At 69.3% G+C, this 24,724-nt stretch carries 18 protein-coding genes; 15 read left to right on the plus strand and 3 right to left on the minus strand.

Going from position 1 to position 24,724, the window contains the following annotated elements; all coding sequences use genetic code 11:
* Positions 1-13 precede the first annotated feature (13 nt).
* Genes ABW16_RS15100 through mbtN form a run of 3 tightly spaced genes read left to right on the plus strand, consistent with a single transcriptional unit; the run spans position 14 to position 3,077 of the window.
* Positions 14-322 carry an acyl carrier protein gene (locus ABW16_RS15100; RefSeq protein ID WP_267878360.1) on the plus strand — a complete coding sequence of 103 codons (309 nt, stop codon included), beginning with the start codon at positions 14-16 and terminating at the stop codon, positions 320-322.
* Positions 319-1,905, plus strand: a complete 1,587-nt coding sequence (mbtM, locus tag ABW16_RS15105) for a long-chain-fatty acid--ACP ligase MbtM (protein ID WP_047319988.1) — start codon at positions 319-321, stop codon at positions 1,903-1,905. The genes ABW16_RS15100 and mbtM overlap by 4 nt, the downstream gene beginning before the upstream one ends.
* Complete coding sequence (gene mbtN, locus ABW16_RS15110; protein ID WP_047319989.1) at positions 1,902-3,077, plus strand: mycobactin biosynthesis acyl-ACP dehydrogenase MbtN; 1,176 nt, start codon at positions 1,902-1,904, stop codon at positions 3,075-3,077. Before mbtM ends, mbtN begins: the two co-directional genes overlap by 4 nt.
* On the opposite strand, the gene ABW16_RS15115 is transcribed toward mbtN, so the two are convergent.
* On the minus strand, positions 3,038-3,667 hold the full coding sequence (locus tag ABW16_RS15115) for a GNAT family N-acetyltransferase (RefSeq protein ID WP_047319990.1): 630 nt from the start codon (positions 3,665-3,667) through the stop codon (positions 3,038-3,040). The two genes, mbtN and ABW16_RS15115, sit on opposite strands and share 40 nt — an antisense overlap.
* 123 nt (positions 3,668-3,790) lie before the next feature.
* Between ABW16_RS15115 and ABW16_RS15120 the strand changes: the two genes are divergently transcribed.
* The 3 genes from ABW16_RS15120 to ABW16_RS15130 all read left to right on the plus strand — a co-directional run bounded on the left by ABW16_RS15120 (position 3,791) and on the right by ABW16_RS15130 (position 8,813).
* Positions 3,791-6,388 (plus strand): ABC transporter ATP-binding protein/permease, encoded by a 2,598-nt coding sequence (locus ABW16_RS15120; RefSeq protein ID WP_047319991.1) that lies wholly within the window; start codon positions 3,791-3,793, stop codon positions 6,386-6,388.
* The gene (locus tag ABW16_RS15125) at positions 6,385-8,124 is read left to right on the plus strand and encodes an ABC transporter ATP-binding protein (protein WP_047320027.1); all 1,740 of its coding nucleotides are present in this window, start codon (positions 6,385-6,387) and stop codon (positions 8,122-8,124) included. Before ABW16_RS15120 ends, ABW16_RS15125 begins: the two co-directional genes overlap by 4 nt.
* 80 nt (positions 8,125-8,204) lie before the next feature.
* Positions 8,205-8,813 carry a DUF3060 domain-containing protein gene (locus ABW16_RS15130; protein ID WP_047319992.1) on the plus strand — a complete coding sequence of 203 codons (609 nt, stop codon included), beginning with the start codon at positions 8,205-8,207 and terminating at the stop codon, positions 8,811-8,813.
* A 15-nt stretch (positions 8,814-8,828) separates the two neighbouring features.
* Here the strand turns inward: ABW16_RS15130 and ABW16_RS15135 are convergent, their stop codons facing one another.
* A complete protein-coding gene (locus ABW16_RS15135) occupies positions 8,829-10,367 on the minus strand; it encodes a (2,3-dihydroxybenzoyl)adenylate synthase (protein WP_047319993.1) in 1,539 nt (512 codons plus the stop codon).
* An 87-nt stretch (positions 10,368-10,454) separates the two neighbouring features.
* On the opposite strand from ABW16_RS15135, the gene ABW16_RS15140 reads away from it, so the two are divergent.
* From ABW16_RS15140 to ABW16_RS15160, 5 genes are all read left to right on the plus strand, one after another.
* Positions 10,455-13,877 carry a non-ribosomal peptide synthetase gene (locus ABW16_RS15140; protein WP_047319994.1) on the plus strand — a complete coding sequence of 1,141 codons (3,423 nt, stop codon included), beginning with the start codon at positions 10,455-10,457 and terminating at the stop codon, positions 13,875-13,877.
* A gap of 682 nt (positions 13,878-14,559) precedes the next feature.
* Positions 14,560-15,054 carry a hypothetical protein gene (locus tag ABW16_RS15145; protein ID WP_047319995.1) on the plus strand — a complete coding sequence of 165 codons (495 nt, stop codon included), beginning with the start codon at positions 14,560-14,562 and terminating at the stop codon, positions 15,052-15,054.
* Entirely contained in the window at positions 15,051-17,258 is a 2,208-nt protein-coding gene (locus ABW16_RS15150) for a copper-transporting P-type ATPase (protein ID WP_082134134.1), read from the plus strand. The genes ABW16_RS15145 and ABW16_RS15150 overlap by 4 nt, the downstream gene beginning before the upstream one ends.
* Positions 17,259-17,362: 104 nt before the next feature.
* Positions 17,363-17,647: a hypothetical protein gene (locus ABW16_RS15155; protein WP_131721508.1), complete on the plus strand. Its 285-nt coding sequence runs from the start codon at positions 17,363-17,365 to the stop codon at positions 17,645-17,647.
* A 73-nt stretch (positions 17,648-17,720) separates the two neighbouring features.
* The gene (locus ABW16_RS15160) at positions 17,721-18,407 is read left to right on the plus strand and encodes a cutinase family protein (RefSeq protein WP_109519615.1); all 687 of its coding nucleotides are present in this window, start codon (positions 17,721-17,723) and stop codon (positions 18,405-18,407) included.
* Between the two features lie 19 nt (positions 18,408-18,426).
* Here the strand turns inward: ABW16_RS15160 and ABW16_RS15165 are convergent, their stop codons facing one another.
* Entirely contained in the window at positions 18,427-18,798 is a 372-nt protein-coding gene (locus ABW16_RS15165) for a nuclear transport factor 2 family protein (RefSeq protein WP_047319997.1), read from the minus strand.
* Between the two features lie 226 nt (positions 18,799-19,024).
* Here ABW16_RS15165 and ABW16_RS15170 point away from each other — a divergent pair, with 226 nt between their 5' ends.
* The 4 genes from ABW16_RS15170 to ABW16_RS15185 all read left to right on the plus strand — a co-directional run.
* Positions 19,025-19,771 (plus strand): thioesterase II family protein, encoded by a 747-nt coding sequence (locus ABW16_RS15170; protein WP_047319998.1) that lies wholly within the window; start codon positions 19,025-19,027, stop codon positions 19,769-19,771.
* A complete protein-coding gene (locus ABW16_RS15175; RefSeq protein ID WP_047319999.1) occupies positions 19,764-21,089 on the plus strand; it encodes a beta-ketoacyl [acyl carrier protein] synthase domain-containing protein in 1,326 nt (441 codons plus the stop codon). Before ABW16_RS15170 ends, ABW16_RS15175 begins: the two co-directional genes overlap by 8 nt.
* The gene (locus tag ABW16_RS15180) at positions 21,083-24,040 is read left to right on the plus strand and encodes an SDR family NAD(P)-dependent oxidoreductase (RefSeq protein ID WP_052956930.1); all 2,958 of its coding nucleotides are present in this window, start codon (positions 21,083-21,085) and stop codon (positions 24,038-24,040) included. Before ABW16_RS15175 ends, ABW16_RS15180 begins: the two co-directional genes overlap by 7 nt.
* Positions 24,033-24,724: condensation domain-containing protein (locus ABW16_RS15185; RefSeq protein ID WP_047320000.1), on the plus strand; the 692-nt coding region annotated here is incomplete at its 3' end. The genes ABW16_RS15180 and ABW16_RS15185, both read left to right, overlap by 8 nt.

Consider the following 24,724-nt stretch of genomic DNA (forward strand, 5'->3'; position numbering starts at 1 on the left):
CGGGAGTCACAAGATAGGGCAAGCTAACCTTAGTTCGTCGTTTGGTGTAGCGTCGCTGGGCATGAGCGCTTCATCCCCCGATGCCATCAACGCCGCGCTGCGCGAGATTTTGCGAGACGACCTGCAGGTCGATCTCAACCGCGTGACTCCGGAGTCGCGGCTGGTGGACGACGTGGGCCTAGACTCGGTGGCCTTCGCGATCGGCATGGTGGCCATCGAGGACCGGCTGGGTGTAGCACTGTCCGAGGAAGACCTGTTGAACTGCGACACGGTCGGGGACCTCGAAGCCGCCATCCGGGCGAAAGCCCCCGCCGACGCGTGAGTGTGCTGGCCAGCGCCCTGACCCGGGCGATGACCGGGTCGGAACACGACCTGGTGGTCTTCGACCCCGACGCCGGAGCATGGAATCGCCACCCGTGGCAGCAGGTGCACGCTCGGGCCGAAAGTGTGGCCGCCCGGATCCTGGACGGCGATGACGCCGGTGCCGTCGGGCTGGTCGGTGAGCCGACCGCGGATCTGGTCGCCGCGATCCAGGGCGCCTGGTTGGCCGGCCGCAGCGTGTCGATCCTCCCCGGCCCGGTCCGCGGCGCTGATCCCCAGCAATGGGCACAGGCGACGCTGGATCGTTTCCACGGCATTGGGGTCGGCACGGTGCTGAGCCACGGTCCGGTGTTGGACCTGCTGCGCGCCGAGGAGAGCGATCGCAGTCTGGCGGTGGCTGACGTCGCCGCGGTCGCCGGCACCGGTCGCTCGGTCGATCCCGTCACCGCGGACACCGATGTGCCCGCGGTATTGCAGGGCACCGCCGGGTCCACCGGCACCCCGCGTACCGCCCAGCTGTCACCGGCCGCGGTGCTGGCGAACGTCTCCGGCTTGAGCAAGCATGTCGGTGTCGATCCGGCGGACGACGTCGGCTGCAGCTGGCTGCCGCTGTACCACGACATGGGCCTGACCTTCCTGCTCAGCGCGGCGCTGACCGGCTCGGAACAGTGGTTGGCGCCGACCGCCGCGTTCGCCGCCTCGCCGTTTCGGTGGTTGAGCTGGTTGCACGACAGCCGGGCCACCATGACGGCCGCACCGAACTTCGCCTACGGCGTGATCGGCAAGTACGCCCGACGGGTCCCCGAAGTGGACCTGGGCCGGCTGCGGGTCGCGATCAACGGAGGCGAACCCGTCGACTGTGCGGGACTGGAGCGATTCGTCACCGAACTCGGCAAATACGGTCTCGATCCGGGTGCCCTCATGCCGTCCTACGGCCTGGCGGAGGCCACCTGTGCGGTGACCGCGCCACGGCCGGGGACCGGTCTGCAGTACGACGAAATCGTCGGCGCGGCAAGCGATGACGCCGAGTCCGGGCGCAGGCATGCGGTGCTCGGAGAGCCGATTCCCGGCATGCAGGTCCGGATCAGCCCGGTGGCCGAACGCCACGAGGAGCTGCCGCAGCGCGAGGTCGGTGAGATCGAGATCCGCGGAACCTCGATGATGTCGGGCTACCTCGGCCAGCCGGCGCTGGACCCGGACGCCTGGTTTGCCACCGGCGACCTCGGCTACTTCACCGACGCCGGCCTGGTGGTCTGCGGCCGGGCCAAAGAGATCATCTCGATCGCCGGGCGCAACGTGTTTCCCACCGAGATCGAGCGGGTCGCCGCCGAGGTGCGTGGTGTCCGCGACGGTGCGGTGGTGGCGGTCGGCACCGACGGAATCCGCCCGGGTCTGGTGATCGCCGCGGAGTTCCGTGGCCGTGACGAGGCCGGCGCGCGTGCCGACTTGATCTCCCGGGTGGCCTCGCAATGCGGGGTGGTGCCCGCAGATGTGGTGTTCCTGGCGCCGGGCTCGCTGCCCCGGACGTCGTCGGGGAAGCTGCGGCGGCTGGAAGTCAAACGCAACATGGAGGTTATGAAGTGATTGCGGGGTCGGATATCTCGGATATCGATGCCTACCGCGCTCTGCTCAACGAGGTGTTCGACCAGCAGGTCGTGGATTGGACGGCCGAAGCCGAAGACAGCGGGCGCTTTCCCCGCAAGCTGATCGAGCACCTCGGCCGGGCCGGCGTCTTCACGCAGAAGTGGGCGGGAGCGCAGCCCACCGACGTGGCCAAACTTCTGGAGTTGGCCTACGCGCTGGGGCGGCTCGGGTCTGCCGGCATCGGAGTCGGTGTGAGCCTGCAGGATTCGTCGATCTCGATTCTGCACCGCTTCGCCCGCTCGGAGTATCTGAAGGACATCTGCCAGCGGGCCATCCGCGGCGAAGCGGTGCTGTGCATCGGCGCGTCGGAGGAGTCCGGGGGATCGGACCTACAGCGCGTGCAGACCGAAGCCCGTTCCGTGCGCGACGGTTTCGAGGTGCGCGGCCGCAAGAAGTTCGTGTCGCTGTCACCCATCTCCGACCACATCCTGGTGCTGGCCCGCAGCGTGGACCATGACGAGAACAGCCGGCAGGGCAACGTCATGATGATCGCGGTGCCGACCGACCAGGTGCAGGTGCACGAGCCGTTCAGCAAAGTCGGGGCGGGCCCACTGGACACCGCCCCGGTCGACATCGACACCTGGGTGCCCGCCGACGCCCTGGTCGCCCGACCGGGCACCGGGCTGGCCGCCATTTCCTGGGGACTGGCGCACGAGCGCATGTCGATCGCCGGGCAGGTCGCCTCGTCGACCCAGAAAGTTCTTGGGATCACCCTCGCTCGGATGATGCACCGCACCCAGTTCGGCGCCACCTTGTTCGAGCATCAGGCGCTGCGGCTGCGAATGGCCGACATGCAGGCCCGCGTCGACCTGCTTCGTCACGGGCTCAACGGATTCGCGGCTGGGGGCAAGCTCGACCTGCGGACCTCCGCGGCGATGAAGGTGACCGCGGCGCGGCTCGGCGAAGAGGTGATCGCCGAATGCATGCACATCTTCGGCGGGACCGGCTATCTGGTCGACGAGACGCCGCTCGGGCGCTGGTGGCGGGACATGAAGCTGGCCCGCGTGGGCGGCGGCACCGACGAGGTGCTCTGGGAACTGGTTGCTGCCGGGATGCGGCCCGACTACGAGGGCTACGCCGAGTTGTTCGACAGCGGGTCGTCGTCGGGGTAGCGCAGTACCGCGTAGAGCGCCATCTTGCGATAACCCATGTCGTGTTCGCCGAGGAAAACGCCGCCGACATATTCGGCCAGCCGGCGCATCGCCGTGTTGCGGTACTCGGGTTCGAACATCATCCGCCGGCACTGCGGCTCGAGGTCGAAGACGTAGCGCATGATGCGCGGCAACAGGATCGCCGCGAACCCGCGATTGACCACCGTGGTGTCGGCGACGGCAGCGTGAATGCCCAGATCATAGGGGTCGGCCGCATAGTACTTCGCGATGGAATCCTTTGCCGCCCGGTAGATCTCGATATAACCGCCGTCTTGCCCCTGCCGGCTGACGATCAACGGCCGCGAATACCTGCCGGTGACCTGGGCGGTGAGGTAAGCGCGCCAGCGCTCCGGCGGCCAGGCGGACTCCCACGTCTGCGCGAGGTGGGGCCGGTTCATCCACTCCGAGATCATCTCCGCGTCGGCGTCCGGGTCGGCAACCCGGATCGCATAGGGCTCGGCCAGCACCGGGATCGGGGGTGCCGGGACGCGGCGCACCTCGTCGGATATATCCGTCAGCTCGCGGTGCAGGATGGTTGCGGCGTCAGTCATAACGAGCAGTGAGCCTACCCGAGCGCCTATTCGAGTAAGTGAGGGTAGGGTAACCTAGGTTCGACTTGGCGGCGGGGGGCGGAGCCCGACTCCGCGGGGGCCACCGTTGGCGAAAGGACCGTGATGGCGCGCGGCTTGCAGGGTGCGATTCTGCGGGGCTTCGGTGCTCGCGACCACACCGTAACGGTGCTCGAAACCAGCTGGATCGCCCCACATTGCATCCGGGTCTGGATGCACTCGCCCACCCTGTTCACCGACGCGGCCGTGGAACCCAGTGCCTGGCTGAGGTTCTGGTTCCCGGACCCGGACGGTTCGGACACCGAGTTCCAGCGCGCCTACACCATCGCCGAGGGCGACGCCGAGACCGGGCGCTTCGCGGTCGACATGGTGCTGCACGAACCGGCCGGTCCGGCCACCCGCTGGGCCCGCACCGTCGAACCCGGAGCCTCCATCGCGGCGATGTCACTGATGGGCTCCTCGCGCTTCGAGGTGCCCGACGCCGACGCGCAGCCCGCCGGCTACCTGCTGATGGGGGACTCGGCGTCGATCCCGGGGATCAACGGGATTATCGGCACCGTCGCGCCCGACGTACCGATCGAGCTGTACCTCGAACAGCACGAGGACGACGACCTGCTGATCCCACTGCGTGAACATCCCCGGCTGCGGGTGCACTGGGTGCCCCGGCGCGACGCGAGCTCGCTGGCCGCGGCGATCGAGGCCCGGGACTGGTCGGACTGGTATGCCTGGGCCACCCCGGAAGCCGCGACGCTCAAGGCGCTGCGGACCCGGCTGCGCGACGAGTTCGGCTTCCCCAAATCCGAGATCCACGCGCAGGCCTACTGGACCGCCGGACGTGCCATGGGCACCCAGCGCGCACCCGAAGTCGCCGAGCCCACCTCGTTGACTCTGCCGCCACCAGACAAGAGTGCGAGTGAACCGCCGGGTGAGCGCAGAGTCAACGCAAAGGGGGCATGGCGCGCCCAGGCCGCGGGACGGCTGCTCGCCCCGTTGAAGGTGCCGCTGATCATCTCCGGTGTGCTGCAGGCCCTGATCACGCTGCTGCAGTTGGCGCCGTTCGTGCTGCTGGTGGAGCTGGCCCGGCTGTTGGTCGCCGGCGCCGACGAGTCACGGCTGTGGACGGTCGGGATCGCCGCGCTGTCGTTGCTGGGCTTGGGCACATTGCTGGGGGCTGGGCTGACGCTGTGGCTACATGTCGTCGACGCCCGCTTTGCCGGCGCGCTGCGAACTCGATTGCTGAGCAAGCTGTCGCGGCTGCCGCTGGGCTGGTTCACCGCCCGCGGATCCGGTTCGATCAAGCAACTGGTCGCCGACGACACCCTGTCGCTGCACTATCTGGTGACCCACGCCATCCCCGACGCCGTCGCCGCCGTCGTGGCGCCGGTGGCGGTGCTGGTCTACCTGTTCGTGGTGGACTGGCGGGTGGCTCTGGTGCTGTTCGCGCCCGTGCTGGTCTACATGGTGCTGATGTCGGTGATGCTGACCCAGTCGGGTCCCAAGATCAGCCAGGCGCAACGCTGGGCCGAGCGGATGAACGGCGAAGCCGGCACCTATCTGGAGGGCCAGCCGGTGATCCGGGTGTTCGGTGGGGCCGCGGCCTCGACCTTCCGCCGCCGCCTCGACGAATACATCAATTTTCTGGTGGACTGGCAGCGGCCCTTCATCGGCAAGAAGACGCTGATGGACCTGGTCACCCGCCCGTCGACCTTCCTGTGGCTGATCATGCTGACCGGTACCCCGCTGATCGTCACCGGCCGAATGGACCCGGTGAACCTACTGCCGTTTCTATTGCTGGGCACCACCTTCGGCGCCCGCCTACTGGGCATCGGCCTGGGGGTCGGTGGTATTCGCGGCGGGATGCTGGCGGCCCGGCGGCTGCAGATCGCCCTGGACGAGCCCGAACTCGCGGTCGAGCAGCATGATGCCGCCGCAGTGGAGCCGGCGGACGCGGCCGGGACGGTGCGCTTCGACGCGGTCACCTTCGGCTACCGCCCGGGTGTCCCGGTGATCCGCGACGTGTCGTTGACGCTGCGGCCGGGCACGGTGACCGCACTGGTCGGCCCGTCGGGCTCGGGTAAGTCGACCCTGGCCGCACTGCTGGCCCGGTTCCACGATATCGAGTCCGGATCGATATCGGTTGACGGACAAGACATCCGGTCGTTGACCGCCGACGAGCTCTACCGCCGAGTGGGATTCGTCCTGCAGGAAACCCAACTGGTGCACGGCAGCGTGCGCGACAACATCGCGTTGGCCGTCCCGGATGCCACTGATGAGCAGGTGCAGGCCGCCGCCCGTCAGGCCCAAATCCATGACCGGATACTGCGGCTGCCGCACGGCTACGACACCGTGCTCGGGGCCGCCGCGGCGCTCTCCGGCGGGGAGCGGCAGCGGCTCACCATCGCTCGCGCCATCCTGGCCGACACCCCGGTGCTCATCCTGGACGAGGCCACCGCGTTCGCCGATCCCGAGTCGGAATACCTGGTGCAGCAGGCACTGAACAGGCTGACCAAGGACCGGACGGTGCTCGTCATCGCACACCGGCTGCACACGATCGCCGGTGCCGATCAGATCGTCGTGCTCGATCACGGCGGCATCGTCGAACAGGGCAGCCACGACGAGCTGCTGGCCGCGCAGGGACGCTACCTGCAGTTGTGGGAGACCGGCCGCGCCGCGGTCACCGTCGGTGCGGAGGCGAGCCGATGATCCGCACCCTGATCCGGCTGATTCCGCAGGACCGCCGCGGTCGGATGTTCGGCTACGCCGCGCTGACGCTGGTGTCGGTAGCGGTACGGGCGGCGGGAACCGTGCTGCTGGTCCCGCTGGTGAGCGCGCTGTTCTCCGAAACCCCGAGCCGGGCGGTGGCCTGGTTGGGTTGGCTGACCGTGGCGACTGTCGCGGGCTGGCTGATCGACTTCGTCTGCGCCCGAATCGGATTCGACCTGGGATTCGCCGTCCTCGATCACACTCAACATGACGTGGCCGACCGGCTGCCCGGCGTCCGGTTGGGCTGGTTCACCGCGGACAACACGGCGGACGCGCGACAGGCGATCGCAGCCACCGGTCCCGAACTGGTGAGCCTGGTGGTCAATCTGCTGACCCCGCTGATCAGCGCGATCCTGCTGCCGCCGGCGATCGCAGTGGCCCTGCTCGGGGTGTCCTGGCAGCTGGGCTTGGCCGCCCTAGGCGGGGTGCCGCTGCTGCTGGGGGCGCTGTGGGCATCCAACCGGCTCAGCGCCCGCGCGGACGCCGCGGCCGGCGACGCCAACACCGCTCTGACCGAACGGATCATCGAGTTCGCCCGCACCCAGCAGGCGCTGCGCGCGGCGCGGCGCGTCGAACCCGAGCGCAGCACCGTCGGACAGGCGCTGAGCGCCCAGCATGGCGCGGCGATGCGGCTGCTGCTCATGCAGATTCCGGGGCAGCTGCTGTTCAGTCTGGCCAGCCAGGGCGCGTTGATCCTGTTTGCCGGAACCACCACCGCGCTGACCGTGACCGGCACGCTGAGCGTTCCCGAGGCCATCGCGTTGATCGTCGTGGCGGCTCGCTACCTGGAACCCTTCACCGTGATCAGCGAGCTGGCGCCTGCCCTGGAGTCGACGCGGGCCTCCCTCGAGCGGATCCGTGCCGTGCTCACCGCGCCGGAGGTGACGGTCGGAACCAGCCGGCTACCCGACCGTGGCGATGCGCCGCGCATCGAGTTCGACGACGTCACGTTCGGCTACGACCCAGCGGGCCCACCGGTGCTCGACCGGGTGAGCTTCACGCTGGAGCCCGGCACCACGACGGCTATCGTCGGGCCCTCCGGATCGGGCAAGAGCACCATTCTGTCCCTGATCGCCGGGCTGCATGAGCCGACCGGCGGCCGGGTGCTGCTGGACGGGGTGGATGCCGCCGGGCTGGATGCCCCGTCGCGGCGGGCCGCCAGCAGCGTGGTGTTCCAGCATCCCTACCTACTCGACGGCACGATCCGCGACAACGTGCTGGTCGGAGACCCCGAGGCCGATCAAGAGACCTTTGGGCGGGCCACCGAATTGGCTCGCGTCGACGAGCTGGTCGCCCGGTTGCCCGACGGCGCCGGCACCAGGGTGGGCGAAGCCGGCGCGGCGTTGTCCGGCGGTGAGCGTCAACGGGTCAGCATCGCCCGTGCCCTGCTCAAACCCGCACCGGTGCTGTTGGTCGACGAGGCGACCAGCGCCCTGGACACCGAGAACGAGGCGGCGATCGTCGCCGCCCTGAGCTCCGAACTGCGCCCGCGCACCCGGGTGATCGTCGCGCACCGGCTGGCCAGCATCTCCCAGGCCGACCGCGTGCTGTTCATCGATGACGGCCGAGTGGTCGAAGACGGCACGATCGATGAATTGCGAGCGGCCGGTGGACGTTTCGATGAGTTCTGGCGACAGCAAACCGATGCCGCGGGATGGCAGATCCACGCCGGCTAGCGCCCAGCGGTGGTCGCAAGCGCGGCGGAGCCGGGCGCAGCGGGCCACTGCCATCGATTCAGCTGTGCGATCATTCCAGCGTGAACTCCGACGATGACCCCGAGGCCCGGATACGGGAATTGGAGCGCCCGCTGTCGGACTTCGCGGGGCCCGTGGAACTGACCGCCCCGTCCGTTGGCGCCGATTGGCAGGGGCCGCCGCGGTCTGGCACGGGCCGGGGAATCGCCATCGCGGTCAGCGTGGTGGCGGCGGTAGTGGTGATGTCCGCCGCGGTGGCGGTATTCCTGGTCTCCCGTGGCTCGACCAGCACCGCGCCGGGGCGCGCCACCATGCCCAGCGGTGGCGCTGCCGCGTCGTCGTCGGAACCGGCGCCCGTTCCGGCGCCGCCGGTCGCAGCGTCGCCTGCTATCCCGGTGCCGGACAGCAGTGTCACCATCACCATCGCCGGGGCCGGGGAGAACAAGACCCTGGCCTGCGCCGGGCGCTACGTCTCCGTGAGTGGGGTCAGAAACACGGTGGAACTCACCGGCCAGTGCGCCGGTCTGACAGTGTCCGGTATCGGCAACGTCATCACCGTGGACGCAACGCCCAAGGTCACGGCATCGGGTCTCAACAACCGGGTCACCTACCGCTCCGGTAACCCGGTGATAAGCACCTCGGGGTTCGACAACGTCGTCGAACGGGGTTAAGTCGGCGAATCCGGTTCAGCCGAGCTGGCGGACCAACGCTTTTTTGTCGATCTTGCCAACCGCCGTGGTAGGCAGCGCCGGTAGCGCCGCCAGCTGATCGACCCGGACGTGGGTGGCGACCCCGCACTCATCGAGATGGCGGTTCAGCTCTGTCAGCGTCAGGGGTGACCCCTTGAAAACAACTGCAGCGCACACTTTTTCGCCCAGGTACTGATCCGACAGGCCGACCGCGGCAGCCGACCGAACCGCCGGATGCGTCAGCAGGTGCGTCTCCAGTTCGTCGGCAGCGATGTTCTCGCCGCCGCGAACGATCACGTCCTTGATCCGCCCGGTCACCTCCAGATAACCGCCCGGCAGGCGGCGGACCCGGTCCCCGCTGCGGTAGAAACCGTCCGGGCTGAAGGATCGCGCGTTGGCCTCGGCCGCGTTGTAGTAGCCGTTGATCGTGTAGGGCCCGCGCACCAGCAGCTCACCCTCGGGTGCCTCGGCGCCGTCCTCGTCGACCACCCGCAGCTCGTCGTCGGCACACAATGGCCGGCCCTGCGTGGTGTCGAGCAACTCCGCTGCGTCGCCGGGCCGGGTGTAGCAGAGCAGCCCCTCGGCCATGCCGAACACCTGCTGCAGGCCCGGCGTCAGTACCTCGCGAATCCGGCGGGCGTCGCCCGGCGCCAGTTTGGCGCCGCCGACCTGCAGCAACCGCAGCGTCGTCGGCTTCTGCGGCTCCCAGTCGCAGGCCTGCGCCCACAGCGTGGCCAACGCCGGCACCAGCGCGGTGACCGTCACCCGGTGGCGGGCGATGGTGGCGAACGCCGCCTCCGGGCTGGGGTCGGCGCCGAAGACGGTGGTCGCTCCCACCGACATGGCGCCCAGTAACCCCGGGCAGGCCAGCGGGAAATTGTGCGCGGCCGGCAACGCCACCAGGTAGACGTCGTCGGTGGTCAGCTCGCATACCTGCGCGCTGGCGGTGGCGTTGTAGACGTAGTCGTCGTGGGTGCGGGGGATCAGCTTGGGCAGCCCGGTGGTTCCGCCGGAGACCAGCAGCAGTGCCGGTGTGGCCGGGTCGGGGGTGAATCGAGGCGGGGGAGAGCTGTCGGACGTTTCGTCGATGACGATCCGCCGCAGGCCCAGTTCGGCAGCCATCGCCGGGTAGTCGAATCCCGCAGCGGCGTCAGGGATTACGATCCCGACCGCATCGCTGACCGCAGCCAGATGCCCGATCTCGACAGCGCGATGGCCCGGTAGGCACAGCACCGGGATAGCGCCCACCCGCAGCAGCCCGAACAACGTGACCGCGAAGGTGCAACTGTTGGGCAACTGCAGCAGCACCCGGTCGCCGGCGCCGACCCCCAGCCGGTGCAAGCCCGCCGCGGCGTGATCGGCGGCCGCGTCCAGCTGCGTATACGACAACGTCGCGCCTCCATCGATCACCGCGGGACGCTCGGGCCAGCGCGCGGCGGCGTCGTCGAGCAGCGATGCCAACGGTCGTCCGCTCCAGTACCCGGCGGCCCGGTAGGCGGCGGCCCGCTCGTCGGGAAACGGTACGAACCCGTGCATCTGTACTCCCTGGCTTTCCGACGACCGAACGTAGCTAGAGTAGCTTCAACGAAATTAGGGCAGCCTAACGAAGGGTGGGGTGGCGCGGTGGGGCCGGAGGAGATTCGCGCGCAGGTCGCTGAGCTGCTCGGCGCCGACGTCAGCGCCGTCGACCCCGACGCCGACCTGGTCGGACAGGGTCTGGACTCGATCCGGATGATGAGCCTCGCCGGCCGCTGGCGCAAACAGGGTCTTGACGTCGACTTCGCTGCGCTGGCCGCCGACCCCCGCATCGCCGCCTGGCAGGACCTGTTGGGCGAGCGGGGCGAACCCGCGCCGGTCACCGCCCCGACGGACGACCCGACGGACGCCTGCGCACCGTTTCCGCTGGCTCCCATGCAGCACGCCATGTGGGTGGGACGCGACGACGACGTGGCGCTCGGCGGGGTGGCGGGACACCTTTACGTCGAGTTTGACGGGCCCGGCATTGATACGGACCGGCTGGCCGCCGCCGCAACCGCGCTGGCCGCCCGCCACCCGATGCTGCGGGTGGAATTCTCGCCCGACGGCACCCAGCGCATCCGGGCTGACGCCGAACTGCCCGTCGTGGTGCAGGATCTGCGCGGACTGGACGTCGCCGAGGTGGCCCAACGGCTGGACGCCACCAGGGTGGCGAAATCGCATCAGCAACTCGACAACGCGGTCTTCGAGCTCACGGTGTCGTTGCTGCCGGACGGGACCGCGCGCCTGCACGTCGACCTGGACATGCAGGCCGCCGACGCGATGAGTTACCGCACCCTGATGGCGGATCTGGCCGCCGCCTACCGGGGGGAGACGTTGCCGAAGCTGGGCTACACCTACCGGCAGTACCGCCACGCCACCGCCGACCGCGAGCCCGACGAGAGCCACCGCCAGTGGTGGGCGCAGCGCATCCCCGACCTGCCCGACCCGCCCAAGCTGCCGCCGCCCATAGGCGCCCCCGACGACCCGCGGCGCAGCACCCGGCGGTGGCACTGGCTGGACCCCGACACCCGCGACGCGCTGTTCGGCCAGGCGCGCGCCCACGGCGTCACCCCGGCCATGACCCTGGCCGCCTCGTTCTCCCACACCCTGGCCAGCTGGTCGGACGCACCGCGTTTCCTGCTCAACGTGCCGCTGTTCGGCCGGGAACCGTTGCACGACGACGTGGATCGGCTGGTCGGTGATTTCACCTCGTCACTGCTACTGGATGTGGATCTGAGCCAGGCCAGCACCGGTGCGCAGCGCGCGCACGCGCTACAGGACGCCATGCGGACCGCCGCCGCGCACGCCGACTATCCCGGCCTGGCGGTGCTGCGTGACCTGAGCCGGCATCGCGGCACGCAGGTGCTGGCGCCGGTGGTGTTCACCAGCGCACTGGGACTCGGGGAGCTGTTCGCCGACGAGGTCACCGGCGCGTTCGGCACTCCGGTCTGGATCATCTCCCAGGGCCCGCAGGTGCTGCTGGACGCCCAGGTCACCGAGTTCGACGGCGGCATCCTGGTGAACTGGGACGTGCGCGAGGAGATGTTCGCGCCCGGTGTCATCGACGCCATGTTCGCCCACCACCTCGCCGACCTGACCCGGCTGGCCGGCGGCGACGGCTGGGCGGAGCCGGCGCCGGCCGCGTTGCCCGCCGATCAGGCCCAGGTGCGGGAGTCGGTGAACGCGGGCACCGCCGACCCCAGCGGGGAAGCTTTGCAGGACGGCTTCTTTCGCCAGGCCGACCACGATCCCGAGGCGGTCGCGCTGCTGCACGGGTCGGGGGAGTTGAGCTACGGCCAGCTGCGCGATCAGGCGTTGGCGGTGTCCGCCGCCTTGCGGGAGCGCGGCGTGCGGCCTGCTGACACCGTGGCGCTGCTGGGGCCCAAAGGGGCAGAGCAGATCCCGGCGCTGCTGGGCATCCTGGCCGCCGGTGCGGTGTATCTGCCGATCGCGGCCGATCAGCCGCCCGAGCGCAGAGAACGCATCCTGGCGCTGGGCGGTGCCGTGCTGGCCCTGGTGACCGGGGAAGCGGTGCCGGAGTTGGATATTCCGGTGGTGGCTGTGTCCGATGCCGTGCAGCGACCCGGTGTTATGGAACCGGTGCGCACCGATCCGTCCGAGCTGGCCTATGTGGTGTTCACCTCCGGCTCCACCGGCGAGCCCAAGGGCGTCGAGGTCACCCACGACGCCGCCATGAACACTGTCGAAACACTCAGCGCCCGTTTCGGATTCGGTCCACAGGACCGCAGTCTGGCCCTGCTGACCCTGGACGCCGACATGTCGGTGCTCGACGTCTTCGCCATGCTGCGCGCCGGTGCGGCGATCGCGATGGTCGACGAGGCCGACCGGCGCAGCCCCGAGGTGTGGGCGCAGCTGGTGGCTCGGCACCGGGTCAGTGTGCTCAACCTGATGCCGGGGGCGCTGGAGATGTTGGCCGCCACGGGCGGCGAACTGTCGTCGGTGCGGGCGGTGCTGACCGGAGGCGACTGGGTGCGCCCCGAGCTGGCGCGACGATTTGCCGCCGCGGCACCCGGGGTGCGGTTCGCCGGGCTGGGCGGGGCCACCGAAACCGCCATCCATGCCACTATCTGCGAGGTCGAGGGTGAACCGCCGGCGCAGTGGGCCTCGGTGCCCTACGGCATCCCGCTGCCCAATATCGCCTGCCGGGTCGTCGGCGCCGACGGAGCCGACCGTCCGGACTGGGTGGCCGGCGAACTGTGGGTTGCCGGGCGCGGTATCGCCTCGGGGTATCGCGGCCGGCCCGATCTGACCGCCGAGAAGTTCGTCGAGTACGACGCCCGAACCTGGTATCGCACCGGCGATCTGGCCCGCTACCAGTCCGACGGCACCCTGGAATTCGTCGGTCGCGCCGATCACCGGGTCAAGATCAGCGGCTACCGGATTGAGCTCGGCGAGGTCGAATCCGCGCTGCGCCGCTTGCCCGGGGTTGCCGAGGCGGTGGTGGTGGCGCTGCCCGAGCCCGGCGGGCGTGAGGTGTTGGCGGCTGCGGTGCGCACCGGCGACCCCGCGGTGAGCGTTGCCGGATTGCAGGCCGGGCTGGCCCAGTCGCTGCCCGAGCACATGATTCCTCTTCAGCTGCACGTGGTTTCGGCGATTCCCTACACCGTATCCGGCAAGATCGACCGGCGGGCGGTGACGGCCGAGCTGGCCGCGGCCATGGCGGCCGGTGACGGCTACCGCGAGCCGGTTGGTCCGCTGCAGCGCGCCCTGGCCGCGATCGTCGCCGAGGTACTCGGCGCCGCCCGGGTCGGAGCCGACGACGACTTCTTCGCCCTGGGCGGCGATTCGGTGCTGGCCACCGCCGCCGTGTCACGCATCCGCACCTGGCTGGACGCCCCCGGCGCGGTGGTCGCCGACATCTTCGCGACCCGCACCGTGGCAGGGCTGGCTTCGCGGCTGGCTGCTGCCGAGGCCGATCCGGGACGGTTGGACGCGGTGGCGGAGGTGTATTTGGAGGTGGCGCAACTGGATGCGGCCGACGTGCTGGCGGCGATCGGCGAGGAGTGAGCCCGGGGGTTTGCCGATTCGCCGGGCGATGACCCCCAAACTCAATTCTCGCTCGGGCCGGCGATCGGCTCGCGGCCAATTCCGGAATAGGGACTTCCCGCATCCGTTTTCGCGCGCCCTAGCAGCTCTGCCAGTAGTCCTTGATCCCGCCGCGAGTACGGATCGGCTCGACTAGCGCCCGCTCGTGCGCTTATCAGGTCGCGTTCGATAAGTCACAGTTGCCACCGGTTTGCCGGGGTTGTACAGTCGAACCCTACATACCCATACCCCGTGTGGGTATAAATCGAGCAGGTTTGCGGGGGAGTTGGTCGGGCTAACGGGCTGGTTCCGCCAGTGCCGGAAGGAGTCGAAAATGGGGATCGTCAACAAACTTGGCCGTGTCGTGCGCGAGCGCCGGCGTGCGATGGCGGCCGCCTTGGCCGTCGTCGGCGTCACGGCGGGAGTCTTTTTCGTCGGAGCCTGGGCTGGGTCCTCTGGCGCGGTTACGCTGGGACCGGTAGCGGTCGCCGCGCCTCATGCCCCGAATGCGCCTTCGCCCAACGGGTCCGAGCACGACGGCGGGGGTTCACACAAGTCGGGTCCGGGAATGTCTCACCACAAGATGTCCCCAGGCATGCCGATGGACAAGCAGATGCCAGACAAAAGGTGCTGCGACAAATAGTAATTCGCGATCTGAGGTGAGATGACCGTGCTAACCACAATCGGCGGTCTACCTGCGCACCCACTGGTCGCGCATCTGGCAGCAGTCATGATCTTCGTAACGGCCGTGCTGGCGATCGTGGTGGTCTTCTGGCCCGCGGCGCGCCGCCGAATCGGTGGACCGCTGTTGTTCGTGGCGGCCGGGACCCTGATGGCAATCCCGCTGACGACGGGGGCCGGAAACTGGCTGCAAAGCCAGGTGATGGGCAGCGCGGTTCTCCAGGTACACGCGCGGTTGGGCGGTCAGATCATCGTTTGGTCGGCGCTGTTGATGATCGCGCTGATCTGCTGGTGGGCTGGGCACACTCCGCTGTTCGCCGATGTGGTGGGTGCCCTGCCGCTCGCTGTGCGTCGCATCGGCATCGCGATCGCCGGAACGGGAACCGTGCTGTCGGCCGTTGCTTCCGTCTGGCTCGTGGTGCGCATTGGCCACACCGGTGCTCAAGCGGTCTGGGGTTCGATGGGGTGTTGCGCATGACCGCGCAGACCGGCCGCGAGCGGCACGACGAGCACCATCACTGCGGAGTCGGCGTCGAGCCTTCGGGCGTGCTGGAGGCGTCGGAATACACCTGTCCGATGCACCCCGAGATTCGCCAGCCGGGCCCGGGGTCGTGCCCGATCTGCGGCATGGCGCTGGAGCCGGTCTCAGTCACCGCTGACACCGGTCCCAGCCACGAGCTTGCCGACATGACCCGCCGCTTCTGGGTGGGCCTAGCGTTGGCACTGCCGGTGGTCGTACTGGCCATGGGCGGCCACCTGCTCGGCTGGGTGCCGGAGGTCATCTCTGCCTCGGTATCGGCTTGGATCCAGTTGGGACTGGCCACGCCGGTGGTGTTGTGGGCGGGATTGCCGTTCTTTGTCCGAGGCTGGGATTCGGTGCGTACCGGCAACTTGAACATGTTCACCCTCATCGCGATGGGCACCGGTGTGGCCTGGGGTTACAGCGTCGTCGCCACAGTCGCACCGGATGTCTTCCCTGACTCGTTCCGGACCATGGGCGCCGTCGATGTCTATTTCGAGGCGGCAGCCGTCATCACCGTCTTGGTGTTGCTCGGCCAAGTGCTGGAACTACGGGCGCGCGAGCAGACCTCCGGCGCCATCAAGGCCCTGCTTAACCTGGCACCGAAGACTGCCCGGCGAATCCGTTCGGATGGTGCCGACGAGGAGATCAGCCTCGACGATGTGCAGATTGACGACCGGTTGCGGGTACGGCCCGGCGAGCGGGTGCCGGTCGACGGCACGGTCGAGGACGGCAGATCCACTGTCGACGAGTCGGTCGTGACTGGCGAATCGATGCCGGTCACCAAGTCCACCGGCGACACCGTTATCGGCGGCACCATCAACCAGTCCGGCGGGCTGGTCATGCGCGCGGAGAAGATCGGTCGGGACACCATGCTGGCGCAGATCGTGGCCATGGTCGCGCAGGCGCAGCGCTCCCGAGCACCGATCCAGCGGATCGCCGACCGAGTCGCCGGGGTGTTTGTACCCACCGTGATCGCTGTCGCGGTGATCGCATTCATCGCATGGGGTCTATTCGGTCCCGACCCCAAGCTGGCGCACGCCCTGATTGTCGCGGTGGCGGTGTTGATCATCGCTTGTCCCTGTGCGCTGGGGCTGGCCACGCCAATGTCGATCATGGTCGGAGTCGGCCGCGGAGCCAGGCTGGGCGTGCTGATCAAGAACGCTGAAGCGCTGGAACTCATGGAGAAGGTAAACACCCTGGTCGTCGACAAGACCGGCACCCTGACCGAAGGACATCCCGCGGTGACGGACATCGTCGCCGTGTCCGGTTTCGATCCCGCCGAAATTCTTCGACTGGCCGCAGGTGTCGAGCGGGCTTCGGAGCACCCACTCGCGCAAGCCATCGCTGCGGCGGCGGCGGCCCGCGGCGTGGTTGTTCCCGCCGTCGACGGCTTCGATGCACCGGCCGGCCGAGGCGTGATCGGCGTCGTCGACGGCCGCCATGTGGTGGCGGGCAACGCCGAATTCCTCATCTCGCAGCGGATCGACGCCAGCGCGTTGGAGGCCGACGCCAACCGGCTGCGGTCTGATGGAGCCACCGCGATCTATATCGGCATCGACGGTCGGGCGGCCGGCATCTTCGCCATCGCTGACCCGGTCAAACCGACGACGCCAGCAGCGCTGGCCGCGTTGCGCCGCGAAGGCATCGACATCGTCATGCTGACCGGCGACAACCGGGTGACCGCCGAGGCCGTCGGAAACCGCCTGGGGATCGACTGGATTGAGGCCGATGTGCTGCCCGATCAGAAGAGTGATGTCGTCACCAGGCTGCGCGTCGAGGGGCGGGTGGTGGCGATGGCCGGTGACGGCGTCAACGATGCTCCTGCGTTGGCCGCCGCCGACGTCGGGCTGGCCATGGGCGGCGGCACCGATGTGGCAATGGAAAGCGCCGGCGTCACCCTGCTCAACGGCGACCTCACCGGCATTGTGCGAGCACGCGAACTCTCCGGGATGACGGTAGCCAATATCCGGCAGAACCTGTTCTTCGCGTTCGCCTACAACGCGGTCGGCATTCCGATCGCCGCGGGGATCCTCTACCCGGCATTCGGGCTGCTGCTGTCACCGATGATCGCCGCGGCTGCCATGTCCCTGTCGTCGATCAGCGTGATCGGCAATGCGCTGCGATTGCGCACCCAGCGTCTGACCGAACCCGGGGTATGACGAGTCGCAGCTGACAGAGACGACGGGGCGCCTGTCCAACATGGGGGCTTGTCGAGGCCATGCCCATGTCACCGCCGCCGATCGGACCTTGCGAAGGGTTTTTCATGCAGCTAGTGCCCGGCATCCTTGAACAGGCATTCTTCGACGCGCTCACGGTGCCCGGCGACGCGATCGGCGACCTTCTCAACGGCTTCGTCCAGGTCAGCCCCGTCAACGGAGACGACACCCCGTTCGCAGGTCTGATCAACGAGGGCAGCCTGCTGCAGGACCTCCTGGTGACTTGGCCGCAGATGCTTGCCACCGCCCTGGGGGCTACGGCTGACGGCGCCGGTAGCGCCGTGGCCTCGGCGGGCGGAGACGCCCTGGACAGTCTCCTGGGCCCGTTCTGATCTCCGGAGAAAGGTGCCAGACGTGGCGATAAGGGCTGGTGGATCGCGGTCGCGGTGTGCCAGCATCGGTGACATGAAAGCGCGCCGATGGCTCGTGTTGCTCGGTGTCCCGGTGCTGACGGCCTTGGCGATCCTGCCCAGCGCCCCGGTCGTCCCTTCCGCCGCCGCTGCCGGCTGTCCCGACGTCGAGGTGACCTTCGCCCGTGGCACCGCCGAACCGCCCGGCGTCGGCGCGGTCGGCCAGAAATTCATCGATGCACTGCGCTCGCGGGTCGGGGGACGGACCGTCGGGGTGTATGCGGTCAATTACCCGGCAGGCGAAGACTGGCCGCCGTCGGCGTCCGCCGGCGCCGGCGACGCGAACGCCCACGTGCAATCCATGGTCGCGACCTGTCCCAACACCAAGCTGGTGCTCGGCGGATATTCGCAAGGCGCGATGGTCATCGACCTGATCACCATCGCGCGGGCATCGGTGGCGGGCTTCAACGCCGCGACCCTGTCGGAGGAGGAGGCCGCACACGTGGCTGCGGTCGCGGTCTTCGGGAATCCCACCGACCGGTACCTGGGCGGACCGATCAGCGAGATCAGCCCCTGGTACGGGGCCAAGGCCATCGACCTGTGTGCCGACGGCGATCCGATCTGCACTCCGGGCGCCCTGGCGCTGCCTTCGCACGACGAGATGTTCTCCGCGCCGCACCTGTCCTATGCGCAGTCGCCGATGCCCGGTCAGGCGGCGGCATTCGTGGCCGGCCAGCTCTGACGCTGGGCGGCAACCCGCGCTAGCCGACTACCTCCGAGGCCCAGTACTCGCGCAGGCTGACGATCCGCTCACCGGCGAATTCCAGAATGGCGACTTCGCGCATCCGCTTTCGCACGTTCTGGACGCGGTCGTCGAATGTCGCCTCCCACTCGGCGATCACCGTGGTGCCGTCGGTGGCGGTGTAGAGGTTGAGCAGTCGGGCATCGATATTGGCCTGTCCCTGGACGACCTTGCTCTGCCAATAGTCGCGGATCCCGGCGCGGGTGCGGATCGGTTCGTTCAGCACCCGCTCGTGGTAAGTGGCGTCGTCGGTGAAGATCGTGGTGATGAGTTCGGGGTCCTGGAGCGTCCAGGCCCGCAGGTAGGTGTCGATCGTGGTGCGGACGTCCATCAGGGGAGTGTGACCCAGGGCGAGGCTCCGCCTTCGCCGAACGTGTATTCAGTGCGAGGAAAAACACGGCCGCAAAAACGCCCTCAGTACACGCTCGGCGCAGCGAAGGGTCGAAGACCGGTCCACAAGCTCCCGGATTTCCGGCGCGCCTCCGATAGGGGTAACCTAACGCAGGAAAATTAGGGCAGCCTTTACTAACACTTGCGAGGGATCGGGAGGGGACCGGATGGCCGTCGACGACACCTCGGCCGTCGCGCAGTTCCCACCCTGGATCGGCCGCTTTCCCGGGCCCGGCGCCCCGACTCTGGTGTTCCCGCATGCCGGCGGAACGGCGGTCAACTATCGCCCGCTGGCGCTGGCCCTCGCCACCGGTGCCGACACCTACGTCATGCAGTATCCGCAGCGTGCCGACCGTTTTCGCGAGCCGGCCGCCGAAACCCTGCCGGAGCTGGCCCGCAGCCTGTTCGACGCCGCGCCTTGGCACCAGCTCGGGCCGCTACGCCTGTTCGGGCACAGCATGGGCTCGCTGGTGGCGTTCGAGTTCGCCCGGCTCGCCGAAGAGCGTGGCATCGAGATCCAGCGCTTGTGGGCCTCGGCGGGCCCGGCACCCGGCGTGGTGGCCGGGCTGCGCAAGGTGCCCACCGGGGATGCCGACCTGCGCGCCGAGCTCGCCCAGCTCGGCGGCACCGACCCGCGAATCCTGGCCGACGAGGAGTTCCTCACCCTGCTGCTGACCCCGGTGCGCGCGGATTACCTGGCGTTCAACCGCTACGAGTGCGCACCCGATACCACCATCAGCGCCGACATCACGGTGCTCGGCGGCCGCTCCGATGACCGGGTCGGCGCCGACCTGCTGCAACGCTGGGCCGACCACACCACCGGCGACTGGTCGATGTCGCTGTACGACGGCGGGCACTTCTATCACTACGAGCACATCGAGACCTTGGCGAAGCGGATCATCGCCGATGAATGATCGGCGCGAGGACCCGGTCGTCATCACCGGCCTCGGCGTCGAGGCGCCCGGTGGGATCGACACCGCCGAGCAGTACTGGTCACTGCTGGCCGACGGCCGCGAGGCGCTGAGCACCATCCCCGAAGACCGCGACTGGGCGGTGCGTGAACTCATCGAGGGGTCGCACCGCGACGGCTTCAAGCCGATCTGCAACGCGGGCGGATTCCTGTCCGGCGCCGCCGAATTCGATCCCGGATTCTTTGGTATCGCGCCACGCGAGGCCATCGCGATGGACCCGCAGCAGCGGGTGGCACTGCGGGTGGCCTGGCGCGCGCTGGAAGATGCCGGCATCAATCCCGACGAGCTCACCGGCCACGACGTCGGCGTGTATCTCGGTGCCTCGGTCACCGGCTACGGCCCGGACATGGCGCAGTTCAGCGCGCACAGTGGTCACCTGCTGCCCGGCACCGCGCTGTCGGTGATCTCCGGCCGGATCGCCTACACCCTTGGCCTGGCCGGCCCGGCGATCACCGTCGACACCTCCTGTTCGTCGGCGCTGTCCGCGTTGCACTTGGCGGTGCAGGCGATTCAGACCGGTGACACCGACATGGCGCTGGCCGGTGGTGTGTGCGTGATGGGCTCGCCCGGCTTCTTCGTCGAGTTCTCCAAGCAGCACGCGCTCTCCGACGACGGCCATTGCCGGCCCTACAGTGCCGCCGCTACCGGAACGGTGTGGGCCGAGGGCGCTGGAATCTTTGTGCTGCAACGGAAGTCGGCCGCGCTGCGCGAGCGCCGCCACATCTACGGCGAGATCATGGCCAGCCGGCTGAACCAGGACGGTCACACCACCGGCCTGCTGACCCCCAGTGAACAGGCCCAGCAGCGACTGTTCCGGCATGCCCTGGCCGACGCCGGCGTGCACCCCAGCCAGGTCGGAATGATCGAGGGTCACGGCACCGGAACCCGGGTCGGAGATCCCGTGGAGCTGCGCTCGCTGATCAGCGTCTACGGCACCGACACGGCTGGCGGCGGCGGCCCGCGGCTCGGCTCGGTCAAATCCAACATCGGGCATACCCAGGCCGCGGCGGGCGCGCTCGGGCTGACCAAGCTGCTCCTTGCCGCTGAGCACCAGACGATCCCGGCCACTCTGCATGTTCGAGACGGCTGGCATGACGGCATCGACTGGGACGGTCACGGAATCACGCTGGCCGAAACCATCACCGCCTGGCCGGCGAGCGACGGCCGCCGGATCGGCTCGGTGTCGGCGTTCGGAATGAGCGGCACCAACGCGCATGTGATCGTCGGGGTGGACGACGCTTCCGAGGTCGCGTCGTGCTGAACAGCCACCCGATGACCCTGCCCGACGGCCGGATCCCCGTGCTGATCTCGGCACACGCCCGCGACCTGGTGGCTGCCGAGGCGGGCGCGCTGGCGCGCTACCTGCACACGCACCCCGCCGGGGTCTCGGCGGTCGCCCAGACCCTGCGGGCCACCCGCTCGGTGCGCCGCTACCGCGCGGTGATCCGGGCTCGCGACGCCGCCGAGCTCATCGGCGGCCTCGACGCCGTCTATCGCGGCGTCGAACACCCTTTGGTGGCTCGGTCGCATCAACCCGAGGCCGCTCGCACCGCCTTCGTGTTCCCGGGCCAGGGGAACCAGTGGCCCGGCATGGGCGCCGAGCTGCTCGAGCTTGCGGCCTACCGCGCCGAGGCGGACCGCTGTCATGACGCCTTCCTGCGTGCCGGTCACGCCTCGCCGCTGAGTTACCTGCGCGGCACTGAGGACACAGATCCCGTGGTGGTGCAGGCCGCTCAGTTCACCCACGCCGCGGCCCTAGCAGCCACCTGGCGACATTTCGGCGTGCTGCCCGACATCACCGTCGGCCACAGCCTGGGGGAGCTGGCCGCTGCCTACACCGCCGGCGTGGTGGATTTGGACGCCGCGGTGGCGGTGGTGGCCGCACGCGCGCAGCTGACCGACCAGCTGGCCGCCGACGCGCCGGTCCGGTTCGGCATGGCGATGATCGCCCTGAACGCCGACGCCGCGGCCGACATCATCGCCGCAATCCCCGGCTGGCTGGAGCTGTCGGTGGTCAACGGCCCCGAATCGGTGGTCGTCTCCGGCGAGTGGCCGGCGATACAGCAGATTCTGGAGTGCGCCGGCCAGCGCGGCGTTTTCGCCCGCGAGCTGCCGGTGCGCTACCCCGCGCACACCAGCGCCCTGGAGCCGTTGCGTGACCAGCTGACCGGGCAGCTTCCCGACGCGCAATTCCACAGCGCCCCGGTGGAATTCATCGGGTCGGTGTACGGCGGTCCGATCCCGCCTGCCACCACGTTCCGACAGTACTGGTTCGACAATCTGCGCCGGCAGGTCCGATTCGACTTGGCCGCCGCTGCCGCGGTGGCGCGCGGCGTTACGACGTTCATCGAGATGTCGCCGCACCCGACCCTGCTCGTCGCGCTGGGCGACTCGGTCGGGGCCGCCCAGGTGTTGGGCAGCACCGACCGTGACCGGCCCGCCGGCGAGGCGCTGGCAGCGAACATCGCCGCCGCGGCGATCGCCGACCCCGGCTATCGCTGGCGCGACTTCACCCCACCGGATGCTCCTGCGCTGCTGCGGCATTTCCCGCATGCACCGATGCACACCAACCGGTTGTGGGCCGGCGCGGAGACGTCCGCGCCGCGCCATCGGACGCCGGTCGTCATGACCGAGAGCTGGCGGCCGGTCGCCGAGCCGGAGCAGCGGCCCGCGCGGGTGGCCGTCGTCGACTACGCCGGCCAATCGCCTGAGCTGACGGCGCAATTGGCGGCGGAGCTGGACGTCGAGGTGGTGAACCCGGCCGACGCCGAATTCCTGCTTGTGATCGCTCCGCTTGCCGACGCGGCCGATATCGCCACAGTGACAACCGAGTTCGCCGCACACGCGACCGGCCAGACCGTTGTTCAGCCGGGGCAGCACTGCCGCCGGGTCTGGCTGCTGACCCGCGGCGCCGAGCAACTCGACGGTGATCCGCCACCGCGCCCCGGCGCCGCCGCCTTGGCCGCGCTGCATCGCAGCACTGGATTCGACTACCCCGACCACACCTTCGCGCACCTGGACCTGCCGGTGCAGCCCACCGTCGCAGACCTGCGAGCCGCCGGTGCCGCACTCTCGCTGACCGACACCGAGGTGGCAGTGCGCGCCGGGCGCCTGGCGACCCGTCGATTCGTCGAGTCCGTCGAGGCCGCCGAGTTTAAGGCCGCCGCAGCGGTGCCAACGGTCCCGCAGACCGTGGTGATCAGCGGCGGAACCGGAGCCATCGGCATGGCGTATGCGGCGTTCTGCGCCGAACACGGCGCACGCGACATCGTCCTGCTCAGCCGGAGCGGGGCCGGCGATGCGATTACGCCGCAGTTGGATGCGCTGCGCGCGCGTACCGGGGCGCGCATCACCGCGATCCGCTGCGACGTCACCGATGAGGCCGCGGTCGCGGAGGTCATCGCGGAACACCGACCCGTACCGGCCGGGCTGCTGGTGCATACCGCGTCGGCGGAAGCCGTGGCTACGTCGAAGGTGACCGCCGAGGCGGTCCGGGACGCGTTCGGCGCCAAGGTGATCGGACTGGACAACCTGGCACGGCTCTGGCCGCTGGCCGCCGACGCACGAGTGCTGGTGTGCTCCTCGGTGCTGGCGCTGTGGGGCGGGTCGGGACACGGACTCTACGCGGCGGCCAACCGGATGGCCGACACGCTGGTGGGACAGCTGCGGGTGCAGGGCCGAAACGCAACCTCCATCCGCTGGGGACTGTGGCGCAGCGTGGCGGTGGTCAGCGGCGAGGAGAAGGACCGGATCGCCCGAACCGGCCTCACACCGATGACCCCGGAGGCCGCGATCATCGCCGGATTCCTTGCCGCGCCGGACGACCCGGCGATCCTGGCCGCCGATTTCGATCGGCTGGCGGTGTTCTTCGACAGCCAGGGCGTGCCTTCGCCGTTCGACGAATCACTGACCGCAGCAACGGCTGACGCCGAGGCAGATCGCCCGATCGGTGAGGTGGTGGCCGCCGAACTGGTGACGGTGCTGGGCCTGGAAGGTCCCGACGACATCGACATGCACCGGGCCCTGGTCGACCTCGGCCTGGATTCACTTCTCGCACTGGACTTGCGCAAGCGCTTGGGGCGGGCCACCGGCCTGCGCGTGGCGCTCGGCCCGCTGCTGGCCGGAATGACCGGAGCCCAGCTGACGGCGGCGCTGAGCGATGACGCAGCGCCGGCCGCGGCGACGGAAAGGACTGTATTCACCCATGACTGACACCGGCGGTTTAGCGAGGCTCGACGAAGGAGAGGCGAAGCTGGAATCGCCGCGTGACGCCGTCGACCAGGCGACCGACGCGAACGAGCTGCGGCTGGAACTGCTGCGCCGCCGACTCGCCGAACGCGGCCTGTCCGCTGCTTCGTCCTCTGACGAGCCGGCTTCCGGGCCGGCCAACGGTTCTGGGCCGCTGACCATGAGCGACGGACAGCGACGCATGTGGTTCGTACAGGCGCTCGACCCGGACGGCGCCCTGGCCAACATCTCGGTCTCCTACCGTCTCACCGGTCCGCTGGACGGCGCCCGGGTGCAGGCCGCGCTGGCCGCAGTGGCCGCACGCCACCCCGTGCTGCGCACCGTCTATTCCGTCGACGACGCGGGCGAACCGCACCCGGTGATCGCTGAGGTCACGCCGGGCTTTGCCGCACACGACCTGTCCGACCTCGCCGAACAGGCCCGCGCACTGCGGCTGGAAGTGCTGGCCCAGCGAGAATTCGGCACCCCGTTCCGGCTGGAATCCGATGCCCCGCTTCGGCTCACCCTGATCCGGGTGGCGCCAGACGAACACATTCTGCTGCTGGTGGCCCACCACATCGCCTGGGACGACGACTCCTGGGCGGTCTTCTTCGCCGACCTCACCGCCGCCTATGCCGACCCAGAGCAGTTCGCCGGTGCGACGGGGTG

Source organism: Mycolicibacter heraklionensis, assembly GCF_001021505.1.
Lineage (GTDB): Bacteria > Actinomycetota > Actinomycetes > Mycobacteriales > Mycobacteriaceae > Mycobacterium > Mycobacterium heraklionense.